This window comes from Bacillus sp. FSL W7-1085, assembly GCF_038595035.1.
In the GTDB taxonomy this organism is placed as follows: Bacteria; Bacillota; Bacilli; order Bacillales; family Bacillaceae; genus Bacillus; species Bacillus altitudinis.
In genome coordinates, this window is the sequence record NZ_CP152000.1 from 1,263,225 (window position 1) to 1,286,188 (window position 22,964).

The 22,964-nt window shown below is 40.1% G+C and carries 24 protein-coding genes, 1 pseudogene and 3 riboswitches; of the genes and pseudogenes, 19 read left to right on the forward strand and 6 right to left on the reverse strand.

Annotated features, from left to right (window positions below):
- Positions 1-43: 43 nt before the first annotated feature.
- From MKY11_RS06385 to MKY11_RS06400, 4 genes and pseudogenes are all read left to right on the forward strand, one after another.
- Positions 44-658 (forward strand): DedA family protein, encoded by a 615-nt coding sequence (locus MKY11_RS06385; protein WP_342501955.1) that lies wholly within the window; start codon positions 44-46, stop codon positions 656-658.
- Between the two features lie 78 nt (positions 659-736).
- Positions 737-843, forward strand: a riboswitch (yybP-ykoY riboswitch).
- Positions 839-1,731: pseudogene (locus MKY11_RS06390) on the forward strand (TerC family protein). (Overlaps the previous riboswitch by 5 nt.)
- Before the next feature lie 214 nt (positions 1,732-1,945).
- Complete coding sequence (gene sigI, locus MKY11_RS06395; RefSeq protein ID WP_008346139.1) at positions 1,946-2,701, forward strand: RNA polymerase sigma factor SigI; 756 nt, start codon at positions 1,946-1,948, stop codon at positions 2,699-2,701.
- Positions 2,698-3,810, forward strand: coding sequence for an anti-sigma factor domain-containing protein (locus tag MKY11_RS06400; RefSeq protein ID WP_342501956.1), 1,113 nt, complete (start codon positions 2,698-2,700; stop codon positions 3,808-3,810). The genes sigI and MKY11_RS06400 overlap by 4 nt, the downstream gene beginning before the upstream one ends.
- Positions 3,811-3,931: 121 nt before the next feature.
- On the opposite strand, the gene MKY11_RS06405 is transcribed toward MKY11_RS06400, so the two are convergent.
- Both MKY11_RS06405 and MKY11_RS06410 read right to left on the reverse strand, forming a co-directional pair.
- Positions 3,932-4,126, reverse strand: a complete 195-nt coding sequence (locus MKY11_RS06405) for an alpha/beta-type small acid-soluble spore protein (RefSeq protein WP_008346135.1) — start codon at positions 4,124-4,126, stop codon at positions 3,932-3,934.
- A 124-nt stretch (positions 4,127-4,250) separates the two neighbouring features.
- Positions 4,251-4,967 (reverse strand): DUF1836 domain-containing protein, encoded by a 717-nt coding sequence (locus MKY11_RS06410; RefSeq protein ID WP_058337426.1) that lies wholly within the window; start codon positions 4,965-4,967, stop codon positions 4,251-4,253.
- 281 nt (positions 4,968-5,248) lie between these two features.
- Between MKY11_RS06410 and htpX the strand changes: the two genes are divergently transcribed.
- The 5 genes from htpX to MKY11_RS06435 all read left to right on the forward strand — a co-directional run bounded on the left by htpX (position 5,249) and on the right by MKY11_RS06435 (position 8,603).
- Positions 5,249-6,148, forward strand: coding sequence for a protease HtpX (gene htpX / locus MKY11_RS06415; protein ID WP_008346130.1), 900 nt, complete (start codon positions 5,249-5,251; stop codon positions 6,146-6,148).
- 143 nt (positions 6,149-6,291) lie between these two features.
- A complete protein-coding gene (locus MKY11_RS06420) occupies positions 6,292-7,638 on the forward strand; it encodes a TrkH family potassium uptake protein (RefSeq protein ID WP_007498761.1) in 1,347 nt (448 codons plus the stop codon).
- Positions 7,639-7,736: 98 nt separating this feature from the next.
- On the forward strand, positions 7,737-8,264 hold the full coding sequence (locus tag MKY11_RS06425) for a YetF domain-containing protein (protein ID WP_017359458.1): 528 nt from the start codon (positions 7,737-7,739) through the stop codon (positions 8,262-8,264).
- Positions 8,261-8,425 carry a hypothetical protein gene (locus MKY11_RS06430; protein WP_008346124.1) on the forward strand — a complete coding sequence of 55 codons (165 nt, stop codon included), beginning with the start codon at positions 8,261-8,263 and terminating at the stop codon, positions 8,423-8,425. Before MKY11_RS06425 ends, MKY11_RS06430 begins: the two co-directional genes overlap by 4 nt.
- On the forward strand, positions 8,418-8,603 hold the full coding sequence (locus MKY11_RS06435; protein WP_039169158.1) for a hypothetical protein: 186 nt from the start codon (positions 8,418-8,420) through the stop codon (positions 8,601-8,603). Before MKY11_RS06430 ends, MKY11_RS06435 begins: the two co-directional genes overlap by 8 nt.
- Before the next feature lie 29 nt (positions 8,604-8,632).
- On the opposite strand, the gene MKY11_RS06440 is transcribed toward MKY11_RS06435, so the two are convergent.
- On the reverse strand, positions 8,633-9,652 hold the full coding sequence (locus tag MKY11_RS06440) for an acyltransferase family protein (protein ID WP_007498757.1): 1,020 nt from the start codon (positions 9,650-9,652) through the stop codon (positions 8,633-8,635).
- 293 nt (positions 9,653-9,945) lie between these two features.
- On the opposite strand from MKY11_RS06440, the gene MKY11_RS06445 reads away from it, so the two are divergent.
- The 3 genes from MKY11_RS06445 to MKY11_RS06455 all read left to right on the forward strand — a co-directional run bounded on the left by MKY11_RS06445 (position 9,946) and on the right by MKY11_RS06455 (position 12,858).
- Positions 9,946-12,141: a PAS domain-containing sensor histidine kinase gene (locus MKY11_RS06445; protein ID WP_024719640.1), complete on the forward strand. Its 2,196-nt coding sequence runs from the start codon at positions 9,946-9,948 to the stop codon at positions 12,139-12,141.
- 1 nt (position 12,142) lies between these two features.
- Positions 12,143-12,634: a methylated-DNA--[protein]-cysteine S-methyltransferase gene (locus tag MKY11_RS06450; RefSeq protein ID WP_058337424.1), complete on the forward strand. Its 492-nt coding sequence runs from the start codon at positions 12,143-12,145 to the stop codon at positions 12,632-12,634.
- A gap of 89 nt (positions 12,635-12,723) precedes the next feature.
- On the forward strand, positions 12,724-12,858 hold the full coding sequence (locus MKY11_RS06455; RefSeq protein ID WP_017359454.1) for a hypothetical protein: 135 nt from the start codon (positions 12,724-12,726) through the stop codon (positions 12,856-12,858).
- A 24-nt stretch (positions 12,859-12,882) separates the two neighbouring features.
- Here the strand turns inward: MKY11_RS06455 and mtnA are convergent, their stop codons facing one another.
- Positions 12,883-13,944, reverse strand: a complete 1,062-nt coding sequence (mtnA, locus tag MKY11_RS06460; protein ID WP_017367119.1) for an S-methyl-5-thioribose-1-phosphate isomerase — start codon at positions 13,942-13,944, stop codon at positions 12,883-12,885.
- A gap of 6 nt (positions 13,945-13,950) precedes the next feature.
- Positions 13,951-15,144 carry an S-methyl-5-thioribose kinase gene (mtnK, locus tag MKY11_RS06465; protein WP_335364668.1) on the reverse strand — a complete coding sequence of 398 codons (1,194 nt, stop codon included), beginning with the start codon at positions 15,142-15,144 and terminating at the stop codon, positions 13,951-13,953.
- A gap of 79 nt (positions 15,145-15,223) precedes the next feature.
- A riboswitch (SAM riboswitch) is annotated at positions 15,224-15,383 on the reverse strand.
- A 163-nt stretch (positions 15,384-15,546) separates the two neighbouring features.
- Between mtnK and MKY11_RS06470 the strand changes: the two genes are divergently transcribed.
- The 6 genes from MKY11_RS06470 to MKY11_RS06495 all read left to right on the forward strand — a co-directional run bounded on the left by MKY11_RS06470 (position 15,547) and on the right by MKY11_RS06495 (position 20,583).
- A complete protein-coding gene (locus tag MKY11_RS06470) occupies positions 15,547-16,737 on the forward strand; it encodes a pyridoxal phosphate-dependent aminotransferase (RefSeq protein WP_268361423.1) in 1,191 nt (396 codons plus the stop codon).
- Positions 16,738-16,781: 44 nt separating this feature from the next.
- A riboswitch (SAM riboswitch) is annotated at positions 16,782-16,883 on the forward strand.
- A gap of 99 nt (positions 16,884-16,982) precedes the next feature.
- Entirely contained in the window at positions 16,983-18,200 is a 1,218-nt protein-coding gene (gene mtnW, locus MKY11_RS06475) for a 2,3-diketo-5-methylthiopentyl-1-phosphate enolase (RefSeq protein WP_160757955.1), read from the forward strand.
- Positions 18,201-18,896: a 2-hydroxy-3-keto-5-methylthiopentenyl-1-phosphate phosphatase gene (locus MKY11_RS06480; RefSeq protein ID WP_135008969.1), complete on the forward strand. Its 696-nt coding sequence runs from the start codon at positions 18,201-18,203 to the stop codon at positions 18,894-18,896.
- Complete coding sequence (locus MKY11_RS06485; protein WP_160757956.1) at positions 18,860-19,492, forward strand: methylthioribulose 1-phosphate dehydratase; 633 nt, start codon at positions 18,860-18,862, stop codon at positions 19,490-19,492. The genes MKY11_RS06480 and MKY11_RS06485 overlap by 37 nt, the downstream gene beginning before the upstream one ends.
- Before the next feature lie 16 nt (positions 19,493-19,508).
- Complete coding sequence (locus MKY11_RS06490; protein ID WP_024719646.1) at positions 19,509-20,039, forward strand: cupin domain-containing protein; 531 nt, start codon at positions 19,509-19,511, stop codon at positions 20,037-20,039.
- A gap of 301 nt (positions 20,040-20,340) precedes the next feature.
- Complete coding sequence (locus tag MKY11_RS06495; RefSeq protein WP_008346101.1) at positions 20,341-20,583, forward strand: aspartyl-phosphate phosphatase Spo0E family protein; 243 nt, start codon at positions 20,341-20,343, stop codon at positions 20,581-20,583.
- Positions 20,584-20,634: 51 nt separating this feature from the next.
- Here the strand turns inward: MKY11_RS06495 and MKY11_RS06500 are convergent, their stop codons facing one another.
- Positions 20,635-22,134, reverse strand: coding sequence for an ATP-binding protein (locus MKY11_RS06500; RefSeq protein ID WP_007498739.1), 1,500 nt, complete (start codon positions 22,132-22,134; stop codon positions 20,635-20,637).
- A gap of 204 nt (positions 22,135-22,338) precedes the next feature.
- Here MKY11_RS06500 and MKY11_RS06505 point away from each other — a divergent pair, with 204 nt between their 5' ends.
- Positions 22,339-22,794 (forward strand): MarR family transcriptional regulator, encoded by a 456-nt coding sequence (locus tag MKY11_RS06505; RefSeq protein WP_003211701.1) that lies wholly within the window; start codon positions 22,339-22,341, stop codon positions 22,792-22,794.
- The last annotated feature ends 170 nt before the right edge of the window (positions 22,795-22,964 follow it).

Genomic DNA, 22,964 nt, shown 5'->3' on the forward strand with positions numbered 1-22,964 from the left:
ATTTGCAAGCATAGCCTGTCAAACTGATTATGTGTGAAAGGGATTGATAAACATCGAAGATTTTATTATTTCATTAGCTGATGCCTTTAAGAATTTGTCGTACTTCGGCATCTTTCTTGCATTATGCATTGAATTTGTTCCTGCTGAAGTGGTGTTGCCTCTTGCAGGTTACTGGGTTTCAAAAGGGGACATGGCCTTCATTGGTGTTGTGGCTGCCGGTTCTATTGGTGGTGTGGCAGGCCCCTTGACCTTGTACTGGTTAGGGCGTTATGGAGGGAGACCCTTTTTAAATAAATATGGGAAGTATTTCTTTGTTAAACCTGAGTCACTTGATAAATCGGATGCTTTTTTTGAAAAGCATGGCGGATTTGTTGCGTTTAGCGGCCGGTTTATTCCAGGGGTCAGAACCCTTATTTCCATTCCGTGTGGGATTGCGAAGATGAATGTGTGGGTTTTTTGCCTGTATACGTTTTTGGCGATTACGCCGATTACATTTGTGTACGTGTATTTAGGTTTTGTCCTTGGAGAGAACTGGCAAGAGGTTGGAACCATTTTAGAACCATATGTATTGCCGATTGGTATTGGTGTGCTCTTGTTGTTTGTTGGCTACGTGTGGCTCAAACGAAGAAAAAGAAAAACAGAAACACCAACGGCTTAATCAGTGGGTGAAGATGAAAAGTCACCTGTTGACAATCCGGGATCTGTTGATTATGATATAAGTAATCTAAATATTCTTAATCCCACCAAAGGGGAGTAGCGTCCGGTTATCACCGGAAACAAAGTCGTCATTACATGGAATCTCATTCCATCGGCTTTGTTGGCATGATTTACATATCACATGTCTAGCAAGACCTTTGCCATTACAGGCAAAGGTCTTTTTTGCATTCATAAGCCTTTGTCTGTTGTGGGACAATAGATAAAAAATAAGGAGGAATGATGATGGATGCAGCAATTATTTTAGAGTACGGGTGGGTTCTTCTCGTATTGATTGGGTTAGAAGGGATTTTAGCAGCTGATAATGCGCTGGTTATGGCTGTGATGGTCAAACACCTTCCTGAAAAACAAAGAAAAAAGGCATTGTTTTACGGACTTGCGGGAGCATTTGTCATGCGATTTGGTTCTCTTTTTCTTATTTCGTTTTTAGTAGATGTGTGGCAAGTTCAAGCGATTGGCGCAATTTATCTTCTATATATTTCGATTCACCATATTTTAAAATCGCACGTATTTAAGAAAAAGGAAGCAGACACAAACATGAAACAAAGCGGCTTTTGGGCAACCGTCGTGAAAGTTGAGCTTGCTGACATTGCATTTGCAGTAGATTCTATTTTAGCAGCCGTTGCATTAGCTGTGACTCTGCCAGCAACAAATCTTCCACAAATTGGCGGGCTTGATGGCGGTCAATTTATTGTCATTCTATTAGGCGGTATCATTGGTCTAGTGATCATGAGGTTTGCGGCGACTGTATTTGTGAAACTGCTTAAAACGAGACCAAGCCTAGAAACAGCAGCATTTGTCATTGTCGGATGGGTTGGCGTGAAGCTGACGCTCTATACACTTTCTCATCCAGCTATTGGGGTCGTGTCCTCTCATTTCATTCATTCAACATTATGGAAAATCATTTTCTGGACGGTCCTTCTCGCGATTGCAGCATTTGGTTGGTTTTTATCAAGTCCATCAAGAAAAGGCGGCCAGCAAAACGAGGAAAAACAAGAGATTCGGCTGGAAGAGTAGGTTTTTTGAAAGAAATATCATTTCATTTTCATAACACGTATATTACAAAAAAGGGGGGATACCCCCTTATTTCTTTGCTTTTAAACGAAACGTTGTAAAGTAGATAAAGAAATACATGTCACAATTGAGTAACAGGAAATGAATTCCTCATTTCTTCCTTTGCGCTTCCCTCATAAATTAGCTATCATAAATGAGTAATATAGGGAGAACTGAGGTGAAACCATTGCTTAGCCTTTTGTTTAAAAAGGGAAAGAAAAAGCAAACATTAGAGCAGTCGGCAATCAACATCCAACAGGGTGATACCGAGCTGCAAAATGCATTAATAGAGCAATACAAACCATTTGTCGCTAAGACGGTTTCATCCGTTTGTAAACGATATATAGATGAAAAAGATGATGAATTCAGCGTAGGCTTAATTGCCTTTAATGAAGCGATAGAAAAATACTCTGCCGAAAAAGGCAACTCACTCCTTGCATTTGCGGAGTTAATTATTAAAAGAAAAGTAATCGACTATATTCGAAAAGAAGCAAGAAACGCGCCAACGGTTCAAATGGACCTTCAAGAAAGTGAGAATGGCGAATACTCGCAAAGCATGATTGAAGCAGAGCTTTCTGCAAATGAATATAGGCGTTTAATTGAACAAGAACATAGAAGAGAAGAGATTGAACATTTTAAAGAACGATTGAAAGTATATGGTCTTACGTTTCAAGAACTGCTTGAGCATTCACCAAAGCATGCGGATGCGAGACAAAATGCCATTAAAGTGGCCCATACACTCGTTAAGCACGATGAACTGAGAACCATTTTATTTCAGAAAAAACAATTGCCAGTCAAACAGCTGGAAAAGCTAGTGGAAGTCAGCCGCAAAACGATTGAGAGAAATAGAAAATATATTATTGCGATGGCGATCATTATGACAGGTGATTATGTGTATTTGAAAGATTACCTTAAAGGGGTGCTTAATTCATGAGAAGAGGCATTATAGTAGAGAAAAACAAAAAATATGTCACACTGCTGACCCCTGATGGACAATTTCTGCGGACAAAGTATGAACAGCAAGACTATGAAATCGGTCAAGAAGTGACGTTTCCGAATGAATCACGTCTCGAAAGAAAAAGAGCCGGTTTTTTTGACCTGCTTCGTTTACGTCCGTTAAATGCAGGAATTCTATCAATTGCAGCAATTATTGTCGTGATTTTCACTATGATGCCATCTTTCTCAAGTCAAAAAGCATATGCATATATGACGATTGACATTAACCCAAGCTTTGAGCTGAAACTCGATCACAACTATCAAGTGATCGGTGTCACTCCGCTGAATAAAGATGCGAAGCAAGTACTGGCCAGTATGAAAGATTTAGAAAAAAACGACATGACCAAAGTCGTGCAGGAAATCATCGATGATTGTGATAAAAAAGGATACGTGAACCACTCTAAAAGCATTTATATTTCAACTGTTTATGAAAACAAGCAGGATCATACATACAAAACAAACGTAAAAAGTAAAATCAGCACCATCTCGGGGGAATATCAAAAGCGCAATTATAAGCTGGAAACTGTGGAAGGTGACCTGGAAACAAGAGAAAAGGCACAAAAAGCAGGCATTTCAACAGGAACTTATATTAGAAATCAAGAAATGCAAGACAACGAACAAGAGGACGTTAAAAAAGATGATGAAGATCCAGCAGATGACGAGGCTGTCAAAGAAGAAGAGCCGAAAAATGCTGATGAAGATCAAAAAGACGAAGACAAAAAAGAAGACATAAAGACAGACGATAGCGATGAGATGCAGCCGGATAAAGAGGCTCCTGAAGGCGAAGACAAAGAGCAGAAGGAAGTTGAGAGGGAAGAGCAAGGAGCTGTTCAAAAGCCTCACCAAACAAGCCCTAATCTTGACAACAAAGAGAAAAAGGGAAAAGAAGAAAAGGATCGCTCTTTTGAAAAAGACAAAGAGCAAAAAAAAAATCACTCAACTGATCCAGATGAAAAAAAACATCCAAACGGCACATCACGTGGTGATGCTGAAAAGCATGTAAAAAAAAAACGACAGTGGTCAGAATCGTCCGTACGGCGAACGTAACAGAGATGGCGTCAAACAAAAAGGAAAAAACACATCGCCCTCATACCGTGAAAACCGGGATGAGCCTATATATGAACAGTAAAAAAACGCCAGAATAGATCCGGCGTATTTCACCATGTCTTTATTTAGTTGAATGGCCCATTTGAGATTGCGCCTGCTGTACGAGTCTTTTTGTCATCTCGCCGCCAACAGAACCGTTTGAACGTGCGACTGTATCTGAACCGAGATTCACGCCAAATTCTTGAGCGATCTCGTATTTAAATTGATCTAAAGCTTGTTCTACTCCAGGAACAAGAAGTTGATTTCGGTTTGCCATCACATATTCCTCCTTTCACCTCATGTTTGTTGCGCCTTCTTATTTTGAAAAAAACAGCCTGCAATTATGCTGGCAATTGCTGCACAAAAAAGCCGAGGTGATGAAGGTCACCTCGGGCTCAGTTTTAAGCCTTTTTCAGCTGAAGCGTATTCAACATCATTTCTTGCGCTGTGCTTTGCAAGTGAGAAGTGAAAACGGAGAAAACGGTAGAACTGATAATGCCTTTAATCAAATGCCATTGCGGCTTCGTCAATTCTGTAAACTCTTCGTGTAGCTTGTCCGTCTGCTCTTCTGTCATTTCTCGTAAATTCGTTTCCTTTAATGGAAAATGTGTATGGTGATAAATAAAATCAAGGACGTGCGCATATGCTTCATAAAAACGGATGGGGCTGATAATATCATCCGTTCGATCTGTGATCGTATTAAATAAGGCAGATAAAATCGTACGAATAGCATCAAAATCAAATACTGATTTTAAATCCCGGACAATTAATAAAATAACGACTTGATCAATGGAGTACTTCTTGCCAAGCTCTGGATGGCCAATCATATCTTTAATATCGCGCTTGATCCAGTTTTGAATGGCTGTTGATTTAAGAGAAGTCAGTTCACACAAGTTGCCAAGCTCAACGATTTCGTTCGTTGAAAGCCCGTGCTCTGATTTTTGCTTGCGCCGTTCGAGTTTTTCAAAAAAAGAAGGGATTTTTAATTCATCATATTCATGTTCCTTATCGCTTTTTACAGATAAATTCAAAAGCTGAAGCGGAGTCAGATCTCCCTCGCCTTTTAGAGAATACAGAAGTCTCGTCATGTCAATTCTCGTTAATTTAAAAGTCACCATGTTCCACCTCATTTTGTACGTCAAAAACGTGATTATTGATCTAATTCAACATCATAATCTCTTTTTAATGAAAATGCAAAATAAACTAAAATAGGACCGATGCGTCACAATTTGTTCACTTGTTTGCGGATGCAAGTAGCGTAATCATTGAAATGACGAGGTTTTAGCCAGTATGATATAACATAGTAAAACGATTCCTTTTTCCTTGCAATTTGAGACGTTTATTTTTATAATTTTATTAATAAGTTCAAATGAACTTAATATGACAGCGGAGGTTATGTATGGGTAAAAGAATATTTCTGTTTATATTAACGAACATTCTTGTTATCACTACGATTGGTATTGTCCTATCGGTTATTAGTGCAGCAACTGGTGTTGGTTCTTATATAGGAGCAGACGGAAGACTTAATATCCTTTATCTTCTTGTATTCAGTGCAGTTGTTGGTTTTGTAGGCTCGTTTATGTCACTAGCGATGTCTCGCTGGATGGCAAAAATGATGATGGGTGTGCGTGTGTTAAATCCAGAAAAGGATTCATTAACATATGATGAGCAGCAGCTTGTTGACCGCGTTCACAGACTATCAAGAGCAGCAGGCCTTTCTAAAATGCCTGAGGTCGGTATTTACCAATCATCTGAAGTAAATGCATTTGCGACAGGTCCTTCTAAAAGAAGATCGCTTGTTGCCGTATCAACTGGATTGCTTCATGAAATGGATGATGCAGCAGTTGAAGGGGTTATCGCTCACGAAGTCGCTCACGTAGCGAACGGTGACATGGTTACAATGACGTTACTTCAAGGGATCGTCAACACGTTTGTTGTCTTCCTTTCAAGAATTGCGGCATGGATCGCAAGCCGTTTCGTTCCACGTGAAGAGCTTGTGCCGATTGTTCACTTTATCGCTGTGATCGTCTTCCAAATTATTTTCTCTATCTTAGGAAGCCTTGTCGTATTTGCTTACTCTAGACATCGCGAATTCCATGCAGACCGCGGCGGTGCGGACCTTGCAGGAAAAGATAAAATGATTCATGCGCTTCGTTCACTAGAGGCGTATACATCAAGAATCAAAGATGATGATCAAGCAGCTGTTGCTACACTGAAAATCAGTGGTAAAAGAAAAGCTTCTCTTTTCTCAACACACCCTGATTTAAACGAAAGAATTAGAAGACTAGAAGCAAAATAAGAAAGATCAAAAGACATTCTGCGTAAGGATGTCTTTTTCTTTTTGATGAAAAAGTAAATAAAGCACAAAATACCTTTAAAATCTTCTTCCTTTTCATTAAAATGATATAGTATTCGAAAAGAAAGATAAAAGAAGGAATAACCATGAATCCAATGAAAAAACTAATCGACCGGCTGTCGGCTTTTCAGTTGATTGCCCTTTATTATTTTCTTGCTGTGACCGTGTCGTTCATTCTACTCAGTCTACCAGTGGCTCACCAAGAAGGAGTCAAATGGACATTTATTGATGCGCTGTTTACAGCTGTGAGTGCTGTCAGTGTCACGGGTCTGACTGTTGTCGATACGTCACAAACATTTAGTGTGACCGGGATGTGGATCCTTGCATTTGTTTTGCAAATCGGCGGTATCGGCATTATGACCCTTGGTACATTCGTCTGGCTGGTTATGCGAAAAAGGATCGGCATTAAAGAAAGAAAATTAATTATGGCAGACCAAAACCAGAGCAACTTATCAGGTATTGTAAAACTCATGAAGCAGGTCTTATATTTAATCTTGCTGATTGAGTTTGTAGGCGGTCTGATTTTAAGTATGTATTTTCTAAAGTATTACGATGTGCAAGGCGCTTTTTTACACGGATTTTTCTCTAGTATCAGTGCCACAACCAATGGAGGCTTTGATATTACAGGGAATTCGTTAATTCCTTATAAAGATGACTATTTCGTCCAATTTATCACGATGCTGCTCATCATTTTTGGTGCTATTGGCTTTCCGGTACTTGTCGAAGTAAAGGATTATTTATTCAATCAAGACCGAAAACATGCATCGTTTTCATTGTTTACGAAAATTACAACAATCACGTTTGGCCTCCTTGTTGTCGTTGGGGCAATTGGGATTTATGCACTTGAAGCCCGGTTTACTTTTCTAGGGAAGAGCTGGCATGAAATCTTGTTTTATTCTTTGTTTCAATCAACAGCCACCAGAAGTGGCGGGCTTTCGACATTAGATATTACGCAATTGACAGAGCCGACACTGTTATTTTTATGTTTGTTGATGTTTATCGGGGCATCTCCAAGCTCGGTAGGGGGCGGAATTCGGACAACCACGTTTGCCCTTAATTTACTTGCTTTGTTTCATTTTGCGAGAGGAAATAAGTCCATTAAAATCTTTAAAAGAGAGCTTCATCAAGCGGATATTAATAAATCCCTCATGGTGACGATGATGGCCTTTATTTTAGTGTTTGGTGCTACGTTTCTGTTAACTTTATCAGACCATCATACACTTCTTGAAACTTTATTTGAAGTTTGTTCTGCCTTCGGAACAACAGGACTGTCGCTCGGAATTACGTCTGACTTGTCCGTATTTGGTAAGTGTATTATTATGGTGGTCATGTTTATAGGACGGATTGGAATTCCAAGCTTCTTGTATTTAATTGGCCGCCGGGAAAGTGAAGCGAATTATCATTATCCGAAAGAGCGTGTGATCATCGGCTAACCAGCATTCCTACTGAATGCTGGTTTTTTTATTTCCATTATATAACTGGCTAAATCACAAAGGATGTTCGCAATCTATAGGTAAGAGGTGAAAGAGACGTGCTGGATGTGTTATGGAAAGCAATTGTAATGCTGCTCGTTGGTACTTTGCTGCTGAGAATAGCAGGGCCTAAATCCATTAGTCAATTAACGGTTCAACAGACAGTCATCATGATTTCGATTGGATCGATTATTATCCAACCCTTTATTGAGCATAATTTACTTGAAACCATTTATGCGGCCGCCATTTTTATTGTGGCGCTTGTGATTATGGAAAAGCTGTCGATCCAATTTGATTTTTTTGAAAAATTGGTTTCAGGGAAGTCTGTGGTGATTTTAGAGGATGGAGAAATGCTTGATCACAAGCTAAAAAAAACGCGACTGACAAGGGACCAATTCAAAATGCGCTTAAAGCAGCAGGGCATCACAGACATCAGCAGTCTCAAAAAAGCAACGCTAGAAGCGAATGGGCAAATTGGATATGAGTTAAAGCCTGAGGAAAAACCAGTGACAGTCAAACAAATGAAAGAGCTGTTTGATCAATTGAGCGAAGAACTAAACATGTTAAAAAGGAATGATGACAAATGAAAAGAAAAACAGCAAAAAATGAAGCACTCACAAATAATATGACGCCTACAGAAAGCATGGCACACGATCAAGGACAAACACAATTTGACGAGCAATCAGAAGACCGCCAAGCGAACCGAAATTCTCATCAAGGTAAACAGGGGGGAGCATCTCGTGACTAAAAAACATGTGAAAAGTAAAGATATGAAAGACCATAAAAAACCGATGAACCCCGATATCTTGGAAGAGGAATTTGGCAGCGAGCTGGGAGATATAAACAGCAGTAAATGGATTGATACCTTAATGAAGCCTAAAAAAAACGATGAATGTCACACTGAACAGAAAAACAAAAATAAATAGAAAAAAACGATCCTGAGAGATCGTTTTTTCTATTTAATATAACTGTTTTGTCTGCCAGTAATGGTTCGCATCAGACTGGTCATTTTGAGCTCGATGACTGGTTGTGCAACAGTTTTAACAAATGTGCTAGATAAGGTAAAGGTTAAGAGGACCGTAAGCAGCAATAGAATCAATACACTTGCCGTATTTAGAGCCCAATCATCAAACCAAGTCGTTCTTAAAAGCTTAATCACAAAGCCGTGAAGTAAATAGACATATAACGTTCTTGTGCCCCATTTGGTAAAGAAGAACCGGCGTGTAGGGACTAATGCAAAGAAACTAAAGGTAGCAGCAAATGCAAGTAAATACCATGCCATTCGTTTCATAGCTGCAATGAGTCCTTCATCTCCAAGAGAAGCGTACGATTGTGACCCAAATAAAAAGGAATAATCGAATTCATAAAAATAGCAAAACATGAACACGGCCATCAGTACAAGAAGTGCAGTCAGTTTCCCTTTGCTTGTTCGGATAAATTCAAAGTGCTGCTTTTTTAAATAAAAGCCAGCTAAAAACATCGGCAAAAAGACAAACGTACGAGATAGGCTGAGCGTATCACTAATGCTGTCCACGTAACCGACAAGTAACGCCATCGATAAACTGACGATCATTGCCCAGTGGAATGGCAGTTTTGAAAAAGGAATGAGTAGTAAGTTCCAAAAGAATAAACTGATTAAAAACCATAAAGACCATTGCGGATCAATCGGATTTAAGTTAGAGATGCTTTGATCCTGTAAGAAATAATAATACACAGAATAGATGACCTGAAAAATCAAATATGGGATGATCAGCTTAACTGCGACTTTTTTCATAAAACCTGGTTTTCTAAAACCTTTGGCAAAGAAGCCAGACACCAATATAAAAGCGGGCATATGGAATGTATAAATAAATTTATATAAGTAGAGTATCCAGTCATTATCATGTATGAATGACCGTAACAAATGACCAAAAACAACTAGAAAAATCAGAAGAAATTTTGCATTATCAAAATAACTGTCTCTCGTTGACGTCATAACATCACCTTTCCTGCTTCTTTTCGAACATAAACGTTCTAAGTGCACTGTTCCCTCATTTGCCCCATTTTAAAATACAAATTGGCTCATTTCGCTATTTGATGTGAAATTGTAGAACGGTTGTAAAAGAAGCGTAAGAAAAGAGAATCGTTATACAATCGTGTCATCCAAATGAAACAAATGAAGCAAGCCTCGTGTAAAAAGTTCTCTTTTTTTATGAGTCGAATGAAGGAACAATGAAAATCTTGTAGAAATATTGTAGAGGAATGAGGCTGGAAAAGGAGTGTAAGAGAATGACTGAAACGCTCGATGGTGCGAAAAATATCAGAAAATTAGAAAAAGAGAACGAATATTTGCGAAATGAATTGATACAGCACAAAATGCTGTTAAATAAGACGTTAGATGCGATTTTTATATTTGATCAGCACCTCAACATTATCCAAGCCAATGAAGCGACATGCAGGCTTGTGCAAACACCGAAAGAAGACCTCCTCAATAAATCCGTTCTAGATTTCCTATACGGCATCCCGAAAAACAAAATTGACTGCTCGCTTGAGATTTTTTTTCGAAAAGGAACGTTAAAAAGAGAGATCTCCATTCAACTTGAAAATGGAGAGACAAAATATATTGAATTTGTAGCAGAGCACGACGTGGTGAATCAACAATATATTGTCGTCATGCGTGATATTTCTTCAAAGAAAATATTAGAGCGAGAACGTTCGATGAATGAGCAGCTGTTTAAAGATTTATTTGATCGAGCGATTGACGGTATGGTCATTTTTGATCAGGATGGTTGTATGATTGACGCCAATCACTCTTTTTGCCAGAGCTTTGAACTTCAAAAAACAGATTTAACAGACCGCTACTTAAATGAATTTGTTGAAGAAGAAAACCTTCCAGCGCTCCAGCAGCTCTTAACTTCATTGAAAGAAACAGGGAAAGCAAAGGGAGAACTTCCTGTTACTCTTCAATCTGGGCAGCACAAATTATTCGAACTGACCATCACATCCAATGTGATGAGTGGTTTTTACATGTCCATCATGCGTGATATTACAGAAAAAAGATTAATGGAAGAAAAGCTGCTAAAAAGTGAAGAACGTTTTAGAGAAATATTCGAAAATGCGATGGATGCCATCATCATTTGGGCGGATGATGGAGAAATTGTCAGGGCAAATGAATCAGCCTGCCGAATTTTTGAATTACCGATGCATCAGCTGATTGGCAAGAAACTCATGGATTTTCTAGTCAAATCTGATCGCAGATACCGGCCGACAAGAAGACGGTATATCAGGAATCTTGAAATCAGAGAAGAACTCCTCTTTAGAATGGCGAATGGCCAATTCAAGGAGCTTGAGTTCACCTCTAAGCATGCGGTATTAGAAGGGCAGCACTTAACCATTCTACGGAATGTCAGTGACAGAAAGCGAATGGAAGAGGAGCTGCGAGAAAGTGAGCTCAAATTCCGTAAAGTATTTAATGGTTCTATGGATGGCATTGTTCTTTTCGATAATCAATACCGGATTATTGATGTGAATCCATCCGCAAGTGAACTGCTTGGCCTCAAAGATGATCACTTAACGGAAATGAACCTTTTTCATATCCTTGCGCCATATCAAATTGAAAATTTGGCACAGCCAGCTCAGGCGATGTCATTAGATGAGATGGACAATGAAGTTCCATTTGTGCTGAACCATCCAGATCAACGTATTTTGGAGTTTTCTTTTAAACGAAATATTATTCATAACATGAATTTGGCCATCTTTAGAGATGTGACTGAGCGCAAGGAATTAGAGGAGCGGGTAAGAAAATCGGATACGCTTCATGTTGTCGGAGAGCTTGCCGCTGGAATTGCCCATGAAATTAGAAATCCAATGACGGCTTTAAAAGGTTTCATTCAGCTGCTCAAAGGAAACATTGAAGGGGAGTATTCGCTCTATTTTAATGTCATCACATCAGAGCTAAAAAGAATCGAATCCATCATTACAGAATTTTTGATTTTAGCGAAACCGCAGGCCATCATCTATGAAGAAAAAAATGTCGTGCAAATTGTCAAAGACACGATGGACCTTCTTCACGCACAGGCCAATCTTGGCAATGTACAAATGCATTTAGATGTGCTCGATGATATTCCGCTCATCTACTGTGAACAAAATCAATTGAAGCAAGTCTTTATTAACATTTTAAAAAATGCGATTGAAGTAATGCCTCAGAAAGGAAATGTATACGTGAGCATTCAAAGGAAGGGGGAGGAGCACATTGTGATTTCTCTTCGTGATGAAGGCTGCGGCATGACAGAGGATAAACTAAAGCGTCTCGGAGAACCATTTTATACAACAAAAGAAAGAGGCACTGGACTTGGGTTAATGGTTAGTTATAAAATTATTGAAGAGCATCAAGGAACCATTGAAGTAGAGAGTGAAGAAGGGGTCGGAACAGTGTTCCATCTCACGCTTCCACTCCGGCAGCAGAAACAAGAAGGGGAGCTTTAATGTGTATTATACAGTCTATACCGCACCAATCGGGGCATTATACATACTAGAGAAAGATGGCGCCATCATTGAAGTGAAGTTTGATGATGAATCGTTTTTGGTCAAAGAGCAGAGAGACCGTTTTAAACAAGAAGACACGCCTGTATTAAAAGAAGCGAAAAAACAGCTGGATGAATATTTTAAGGGCGATCGGAAAGTGTTCGATCTCCCGCTCAAGCAAGCAGGCTCTCCGTTTCAAGAGCAAGTGTGGGAGGCACTTTCTACTATTCCGTATGGTGAATCAAAAAGCTATGCTGATATTGCAGAAGCGATCGGCAATCCAAAGGCTGTCAGAGCCATTGGACAAGCTAATAGACGCAATGCATTGCCTATTTTTATCCCGTGTCACCGGGTCATTGGAAAAGACAGGACTCTGACTGGTTATGCAGGGACGAAGACAGGGATGAAAGCGATCCTGTTAGAATTAGAAGGCATCCCATTTGTTCAAAAATAAATGAATTGACCTGTTCCAAATGTTTAGTGAGCGACATATCCTTTTATTAAGCTAAAAAAGTTGGTCTAGGGAAAAAGGAGGCTGCTAACATGTTATGGGGCAAAAAAGATAAAATGTATGCCGTCACATCACTATGCGTCAAAATGAACGTGTTGACAGAAGAACAGAAAAAAGAAATATTAGCAAAAACGAACGAAACAAAAAAGCGCGGTGCTCTTAAATGATAAGAACCCCGCGCTTTTGTTTGATTAAAGTGACACGCTTTCGGTGAATAGTGCATCAATCTCTTCTGTATAGTTGGAAGTGATAATGCCTTTTTCTGTAATGATCCCGGAAATGAGATGATGAGGAGTGACATCAAAGGCAGGGTTAAATACCTGCACGTCAGGAGGCGCAATTTGGATGCCGTTTAATTCCTTTACTTCCTGTGGGTCGCGTTCTTCAATCGGAATATCTGACCCATCCTGAGTTGACACATCAAAGGTCGAAAGAGGCGCAGCCACAAAAAATGGAATTTGAAAGTGTTTAGCTAAAATAGCCAGACTTAACGTTCCAATTTTATTTGCTGTATCACCGTTTCTAGCGATTCGATCTGCACCAACAATAACGGCAGAAATTTGTTTTTCTTTCATCGTATGGGCTGCCATATTATCCGTGATAAGCGTCACATCTACGCCACCCTGCATCAATTCCCATGTCGTCAGACGAGCGCCTTGAAGGACAGGACGTGTTTCACATGCGTAAATGTGAAGATCGAGGTTTTTCTTTTTCGCTAAATAAAAGGGTGCAAGCGCTGTTCCGTACCGGCTTGTGGCAATGGAGCCTGCGTTGCAAATGGTCATAATTCGATCACCAGATTTAAAGAGCTGAAGAGCATTTTGACCGATTTGCCGGCATGTTTCTTCATCTTCGATTTGAATTTGAATGGCTTCATGGACAAGATCAGTTTTGGCTGCATTCACCGAAGCAGCACGCTCAATGCGCTGATAAAGCCGGTCTAATGCCCAGGCAAGATTCACAGCGGTTGGACGAGCACTGTTTAAATATTCTTTCAGGCGAGCGACTTCTCGCTTAAAGAGATCAATGTCTTCTGTATCAATCTCTTGTGCACTGAGTGCGAGCCCAAAAGCCGCTGTAATGCCAATAGCAGGTGCTCCGCGTACTTTTAGTGTCACAATGGCATCATACACATCTTCTTTTGTATATAAATGCTCAAACACGGTTTCAGCGGGTAATTTTTGCTGATTCAAAATGTTGATACGGTTTTCTTCCCATTCGACGGAACGGGGAACTTCAAATTCTTTAGACAAAACTCGTCACTCCTTTACAGTTTGCTGGAATAATGCGACGAGGTCAGACGCTGTTTCCACTGTATGATATTGTTTGATCAATGTTTTTCCTAGTGTAAGTGCTGCTTTTTTCTGCTGAAGCCTTCTAGAATGTGATGGAATCGCATCGAGATCAGCCGCATGTGCAAGACCGATGGTTCGGCGAACAAGCTCACAGCCAGCAAAGCCGGTGGCTTCTTTTAAAATACGGTCAAACGTTGTTTCTAAAAAGCTGTCCGATACACTAAACGCTTCAATACTGTCTTCTTTCCATGCTTTTGTGAACACTTCTTTGAATGTTGCCCACACATTGACGACATGATCAAAAAGGTGCTGCTGATCCTGCTCATTCTCATGAGATAAAGCATTTATGAACAGATTGGCAATAAAGTGACCGATATCGAATCCGAAAGGACCGTAAAAAGCGAACTCTGGATCAATGATTTTCGTTTCCGTTTCGTTTGCAAAAATACTGCCGGTATGAAGATCTCCATGTACCAGTGTTTCAGCAGAGGTTAAGAAGATCCGTTTCAATTCGGCTGCTTTTGCTTGCAGTTCAAGATCAGCCCATAGTGCTTCTGCCTCTTCCCTTAATTCCACTTCGAAGTCATTCGTTTCGCTGTCAAAGAAAGGATCTGTGAAAACGAGTTTTTCTGTAATGTCACAAAGATCAGGGTTCGTAAACTGCTTCACGAATTGTTTTTTGATTTTAGGATTTGTGGCAAAGTCAGACGTGTAAAATAGTGTTTTGCCTAAAAATTCTCCGACATGATCTGATAAATACGGATAGTGTTTTCCGGCAATTAGCCCTTTTCTGACGATTTCAAGGTGTGATAGATCCTCCATTGCCGTCACTGCAAGAGCTGTATCCGAATAATAGACGGCTGGTACAAGATGAGGTGCATACTCTGACTGCTTGATGAGTGCTGCACTTTCAATTCTTGCACGATCTAATGTCAGCGGCCAGCTTTCTCCAACGACCTTTGCATAAGGAAGGGCCTGCTTGATAATCAGTCCTTTTGCTTGTTTGTGATCATAAATATGAAAGACGTAATTTAAATTTCCGTCGCCAATTTCAGTACAGGTCAAATGACTGCTCTCCTGAATCAATCCGAGTCTAATGGCAAGTGCAACTGCCGAACTTTCTGTTAATTCTTCATATGATGCCGTAAGTGTAACCAATTGTTTCCCCTCCAAATCATATAAAAAAGCCTCTTTCTCCTGAGAGAAAGAGGCTTGATGGCGTGTATGCTCGAAGCCTCTCTTATCTCTCAGCACATACGTCTGATGGAATTAGCACCGTGCCCTATAAGACAATTGTCTTGGCGCTGTACTTGCTGCGCCCCACTTCACAGTGGTATTAACGGTCGGTTGCTGTTGGGGTCAAAAGGCCAAATCCCTCGCCCAACTCTCGATAAGAGAAATCAATATGTAATTGTTTCATGTCTGCTTGCATTTCTTAATTCTAGATATTATCAGAGCTGCAGTTCACATGTCAATCTTTTTTCAAAATTGCTTTACAATTCATAAAACAATCCATTACAGTGATTGTATTGTCACGTAACTTGAATAGAAGGTGAAAAAATGGAATTCCAACAATCGGATGTATTGAAACATTTACCGAAACAATTTTTTGCGTCGCTTGTACAAAAAGTACAGAAAAAAGTGCAGGAAGGGGCAGATGTGATTAATTTAGGTCAAGGAAATCCTGATCAGCCCACTCCTCCACATATTGTGAAAGCGATGCAGGAAGCGGTAGCAAAACCTGAAAATCATCAATACTCCTCATTCCGCGGGACAGCGAAACTAAAAAAAGCTGCAGCTGCTTTTTATGAAAGAGAATATGGCGTCACGCTTGACCCAAAGACAGAGATTGCCATCTTATTTGGAGGGAAAGCGGGACTAGTCGAATTGCCGCAATGCCTACTGAATCCAGGTGATACGCTGCTTGTTCCAGATCCAGGATATCCTGATTACTGGTCAGGCGCTGTGCTTGCCGGAGCTCGCATGGTCACAATGCCTCTTCTTGAACAAAATGATTTTTTACCTGACTACCACCAATTGTCAGAGCAGGATAAGAATCAAGCAAAATTGATGTACTTAAATTACCCAAATAATCCGACTGGTGCGACTGCAACCCGGACATTTTTTGAAGATACTGTTGCGTTTGCGAATGAAAATAAGATGTGTGTAGTCCATGATTTTGCATATGGCGGCATAGGATTTGACGGCGAAAAGCCCCTTAGTTTCCTGCAAATAGACGGAGCAAAAGAGACAGGTATTGAAATCTATACATTGTCCAAAACGTATAATATGGCTGGTTGGAGAGTCGGTTTTGCAGCAGGGAATGCCTCTGTTATCGAAGCCATTGAGCTTTATCAGGATCACCTGTTTGTGTCACTGTTTAAAGCAACTCAAGATGCAGCAGCAGAAGCACTTTTAAGCGATCAAACGTGCGTACAAGTACAAAATGATCGGTACGAAAAAAGACGAAACACTTGGATTGCTGCATGCAAAGAGATTGGCTGGGACGTCAGTGCGCCAAAGGGCTCGTTTTTTGCTTGGTTAAAGGTGCCTGAAGGGTATACATCTGAAACTTTTTCTGATGTATTATTAGAAAAAGCACATGTTGTTGTGGCACCCGGGAATGGCTTTGGTGCTCACGGTGAAGGCTACGTCAGAGTCGGACTTTTAACAAGTGAGGAGCGGCTAAAGGAAGCAGCTGATCGTATCGCTGCCTTGCAGTTATTTGAAAAAAAGCCATTGACAACGTAAAAAAATGGTGCGATAATTCAGGCAATATTTAAGAAAATTGAATATTCTTATCAAGAGTAGGCAGAGGGACTAGCCCAATGAAGCCCGGCAACCGACTTCCATGAAGCACGGTGCTAATTCTTGCAGCAAGCGCTGAGAGATAAGATTCGGATGAATGAGACGAAACCTCTTTAACGCGCTGATCAAGCACTTAAAGAGGTTTTTTTATTGACCATATACAGGACGCAATCGAAAGGGGATTCCTAGTGAGTGAACTACTGGCAACATACGTACTAACACATCGAGAGGATGAACAAATAGACCGAAAAGCAGAGCAGATCGCACTTGGGTTAACGGTCGGGTCATGGACGGACTTGCCGCAGCTCAAAAAGGAGCAGCTGAAAAAACATAAAGGCCGTGTGGTGAGCGTAAAAGAACAGTCTCCCGCAAATGGTGGTCTGTATCAAACAGAGGTGACCATTGCTTATCCTGAGGCGAACTTTTCAGCTGATATACCAGCGGTGTTGACGACGATTTTTGGAAAGCTTTCACTGGATGGGAAAGTAAAGCTCGTCGATATCGAATTTTCGGAAAGGTTTAAAAGCTGTCTGCCAGGACCGGTATTTGGCATTGAGGGGATACGAAAGAAAGTAGGCGTGTTTGATCGGCCACTATTGATGAGTATATTTAAAGGCGTGATCGGCCGTGATATGGAGGATTTAAAAGAACAGCTCCGCTTACAGGCTTTAGGTGGAGTAGACTTCATCAAAGATGATGAGATTTTATTTGAAAGCCCATTAGCCCCTTTTGAAGATCGAATCAAGGAAGGAAAAAAGATATTAAAAGAAACATATGAAGAGACAGGACATCGCACGCTTTATGCTGTTAATTTAACTGGTAGAACTTTTGATTTGAAAGATCGAGCAAGAAAGGCAGCCGAACTCGGGGCTGATGCGCTTTTATTCAATGTTTTTGCCTATGGACTTGATGTCATGCAAAGCTTGGCTGAAGATCCAGAGATCCCATTGCCGATCATGGCACATCCGGCAGTGAGCGGTGCAATGACATCATCTCCAGACTATGGATTCTCGCATTCTCTTCTTTTAGGCAAATTAAATCGATATGCTGGCGCTGATTTAAGTCTTTTTCCCTCTCCTTATGGATCAGTCGCCCTTCCGAAAAAAGATGCCATTGGCATTTTCGAAGCATGTGTGAAAGAGGATACAGTTCAACAAACATTTCCTGTCCCTTCAGCAGGCATTCACCCGGGAATGGTGCCGATCTTAGTCAAAGATTTTGGACTTGATCATGTCATTAATGCAGGCGGGGGGATTCACGGACATCCGCGGGGAGCAATTGGAGGAGGGAAAGCCTTTCGTTCGATCATTGATGCGGTGGTCAAAAAAGAGTCTATCGAAGAAAAAGCATCAACTTGTCAAGACTTACAAGCAGCACTTGATCTTTGGGGAAGGGTAGCAGAATAAATGAAAAAACCAATTGTATGTTGTGATTTTGATGGCACGATTACGAAAAATGATAATATCATTCGCATCATGAAGCAGTTTGCTCCGAAAGAATGGACGAAATGGAAGGATGGTGTTCTAGCAAAAGAGATCACGATCCAAGAAGGCGTCGGGCAGATGTTTCAGTTACTGACGAGTGATCAGAAAGAAGCCATTCGGTCATTTATTTTAGAGGATACAGAGATTCGTGAAGGATTTGAACAGTTTGTCGATGATGTCAAAAAAGCAGACATTCCTTTCTATGTACTCAGCGGCGGTATGGACTTTTTTGTCTATCCTATCCTTGAAGGGATTGTCGAACAAGAGAATATTTATTGTAACCATGCATCATTTAAAGAAGATCATATTCAAATTGAATGGCCGCATGCCTGTGATTCAGAATGCCAAAATGGCTGTGGCTGCTGCAAGCCTTCCATTATTCGAGAGCTGACGCAGGAAGATGATTTTATTATCATGATTGGTGATTCAGTGACTGATATTGAGGCAGCGAAACATGCGGATCTCACGTTTGCGCGTGATTATTTACTGAACGAATGTAAAGAGCTAGGGCTCGTACATAAAGAGTATGAAACATTTGTTGATCTAAAAGCGCAATTTGATCAAATAAAGGAAGTGAAGGAATGGCAGACGAGAAGAGTAAACACTGGAAGGAACTAGCAGACGTCAAACGTGAATTGGCACAAAGAGACTGGTTTTACGGAACAAGCGGCAATTTATCGATAAAAGTGTCGGATGATCCCATCACGTTTTTGGTGACGGCAAGCGGCAAAGATAAAAGAAAAGAAACCGATGAAGATTTTGTTCTTGTTGATGCAGCAGGTCAGCCGGTTCATCCGAATCAGCCGCTCAGGCCATCAGCTGAAACACTGCTTCACACATACGTTTATGAGCGGACGAAAGCAGGATGTTGTCTTCACGTCCACACGATCGATAACAATGTCATTTCTGAGCTGTATGGCGATAAAGGAGAAGTTCGTTTTAAAGGCAACGAAATCATTAAAGCGCTTGGTTATTGGGAAGAGGATGCAGAAGTTGCTGTTCCTATTATTGAAAACCCAGCCCATATTCCGCACCTTGCAGAGCAATTTGCAGTGCACCTGACGGACGATGCTGGTGCTGTACTCATTCGTAATCATGGCATCACCGTTTGGGGGAAAACCGCATTTGAAGCCAAACGAGTCTTAGAGGCTTATGAATTTTTATTTACCTATCATTTGAAAGTAGCGCTTTATCAAAAGCAGCTTGTTAAATAAAAAGGAGGAAAAACACATGGCGACCATTTACATTCATAATGAAGAGAACACGTTACTTGAGAACGAACAAGAGGTCCAGGCGTATTTAGAACAGCAAGGGGTCATTTATGAACATTGGGATATTGAAAAACTACCAAAACAGTTATCAGAAAAGTACGATTTAACAGATGATGAAAAGGAAGAAATTTTAACTGTGTTTCAAGAGGAAATAAAGAGTATTTCCGAGCGAAGAGGATACAAAGCGCAGGATGTGATTTCATTATCAGATGCGACCCCTAACCTGGATGAACTGCTTCAAAACTTTAAACGTGAGCATCATCATACGGATGATGAAGTCAGATTTATCGTGAGCGGTCATGGAATCTTTGCCATTCAAGGCAAAGACGGCGTCTTTTTTGATGTGAGACTGAATCCAGGTGATTTAATTTCTGTGCCCCCGAATATTCGTCACTACTTTACACTTCAAGAAGATCGTCAAGTCGTCGCAGTTCGCATATTTGTCACAACTGAGGGCTGGGTGCCAATTTACGAAGAAGAAACGGTTTAATAGTGGGAGCTGATCATTTCGCATGAGGCGGAAGATCAGCTTTTTTTTAGGAAAATAGACATAAAATGAGAGAGAAAATAGTTGATTTTGGTCTTCTGCATAGGATAAAATTCTGTTTAATCAATGTGTCAGTCCTGTCCAATTTTGAAGTTTACCCCCAGAATTCATTGGGTAAAAGGTCTTTAGGCTGTAAAAAATTAAATAAAATAAGCATATTTAATTTAATTTACAAATAAAGTATAATTTTGGTGTCGGATCATTTAGAGCGTAGACAGACGAATTCATAGCGGGAGCTGAGATCATGAATATTTATGTACGGAAAGAACAGTTATTAATGTCAATTGATGAAAAGAGAAGACAAATGGTAGAAGCTGCTCAAGTAGAAGGCTATACAGGTGAGACGACAATTAAATATAGTCAAGAACTGGACAACCTGATGAATGAGTATCAGTATCTTCTTTTTCATGAACAACAATCTGTTGCTTCCTTTCATGATCTTGTATCACAAATGAGTCTCCTTTCTGTCAATCGTCCTTCTTATTGACATCAAAAAACCGGTCTTGCCATTAGCAAAACCGGATGAATGCTTCAGCTATTAGTGTGCAGAAGGGAGCATGATGATTACGGTTGTTCCTTTGTTCACTTCGCTCTCGATATCGATTGTCCCCCCATACATCGAAATGATTCGTTTACACACAACAAGCCCAAGACCTGTTCCTTTTTCCTTCGACGTAATAAAAGGGAGGAAGATATGTTTCAGCATCTCTTCTGGTATACCTTCACCTGTATCTTTCACTTTTATGATGACCTGTTCTTTTTCAGCCTCAATGACAATCTTCAAATGACCGCCATTTGGCATCGCTTCTAACGAGTTTTTCGCTACATTCAATACCACTTGTTTAATGTGATCCTTCGTGCAATACACGCCAACATCTTGAATGGTATTGATTTGCAAATCAACCTCGACATTATAAAGGTTCGCCTCAGAAAATACAATGGGCATGATCTCACTCACAATTTCCTTCACAGAATTATTTTGCCACTTTTCAGCCGTTGGTTTTCCTAGCACAAGAAACTCACTGACGATTTGGTTAATCCGTTTAATTTCTTCCTCGATGACAGAAAAATAAAGCTGATCCTCTTCTGAACGATACTTCTTTTGCAAAAGTTGAATAAACCCGCTAATGCCTGTTAATGGATTGCGAATTTCATGCGCTGTACTTGCCGCAAGTGTTCCAATGAGTTCAAGTTTTTGTGCTTCATTTTGGTGGCGTTCCTGCTGGGTTTGTCGTCTTAAAATGATATATTGGACGAGTGTGAATAAGATATTTAAGAGAATAAACGCACTGGATAAAGGAAACAGCATCACAGACAGGACTTCACTTGTTGTCGCACGCTGCGGAAAAACCTCCAGCTTCCAGCTGTTTTCATCTAAATATGTAGACACGGTGCTATCACTTTCAGATGCTGGCTGTGGACCACTTGTAAACACAACGTCTCCATTTTGATTCAGCATCTTAAAATGAAGCTCTGGGTTTAATACATTCATAATATTTCTTAAATAATCAATTTGAATCGCAGCGACTAGCACATCTGTGACTTCGTCGTTCTCATTCAAAACAGGGACACAAATGGAGAGAATCCGCTGCTTAGTAATGCGGCTTACATAGTTATCTGTGATGACGGTCTGTTTTGTGACTTGAATACGTTTAAAGTAATCTCTAAATGACAGGTTGATTTTTTCCTTTAATGGTGTGGTGCTGGCTGTGACATTTCCTTTTTGGTCTAGGAGATACAGGCCTGAAAAACGAGGTTCTTGTTTATAGATTTTCTCTAGGATGTTTTGTACTCTTTTCGCTTCAAGCGGCTGGTCAAATCCCATGGCAAGGGAAGTTAATCTTGCTTCTGTTTCACTGATTAAATAATTCATTTGGTTTTTGTGAATATTTAACATAAGTGTAGCGGTTTGTTTGTTTTTTACATCAATTTTCTCAGTTTCTTTTTCGTAGATAAAATAACTAATGATGAGGGTTGGAATCACGACCAAAATAAGGTAAAGCTTGATCTTCTTCCAAAACCCTTTCAGTATACTCATGATTCATCGCTCCAACGTATTACCTAATAGACTTATTATAGCATTGAACCTATCTTTATTACGATGACTTGTGAGATTTTTAAAAAATTAGGTGATTCGTTCTGGTCTCTTTTTCATGCTAAAAATGGTTCAACATGTTGACATTTTACTTATTGTTTATTAATGTCACATTAGTGGGTTGCATTTCATAAAGGATGATAAAAAATGGAAAATCATAATGTTGAGAAATCTTTGAAATTATTTATTGTACTATCACGTGCCTATCGCTCCATTAATCACCACATGAACAAACATATTGTGAAGCACGGTCTGAATCCGACTGAATTTGCTGTATTAGAATTGCTGTATCATAAAGGTGATCAGCCGCTTCAGCAAATAGGTGATAAGATCTTACTCGCAAGCGGAAGCATCACGTATGTGGTTGATAAATTGGAGAAAAAAGAACTCCTTAGCCGGAAAGCTTGTGCAGAAGACCGCAGGGTGACATTTGCACATATTACGGAGCAGGGAAGAGCTTTACTTGATGACATCTTCCCAGATCATGCAAAAGAGATTCACGAGATGATCAGTGTGCTTAGTGAAGAGGAAAAGGATGCCTGCATCGATATGCTCAAACATGTAGGACTGCGTGCCAAGCATTTATATGATCATAAAGAATAAACACATAAAAAAGGAAGCCGGTGGCTTCCTTTTTAGTATGTAGACTAATCCTCGCATATGGTGTCAGTCCTGCGCACCGATAAACGACAAGCGCTTTCAATCGCGCTCATAAGAAAGACAAAGGGCTAAAATAAACATCATTTTAGCCCTTTGTCATGATCTGAAAGGAA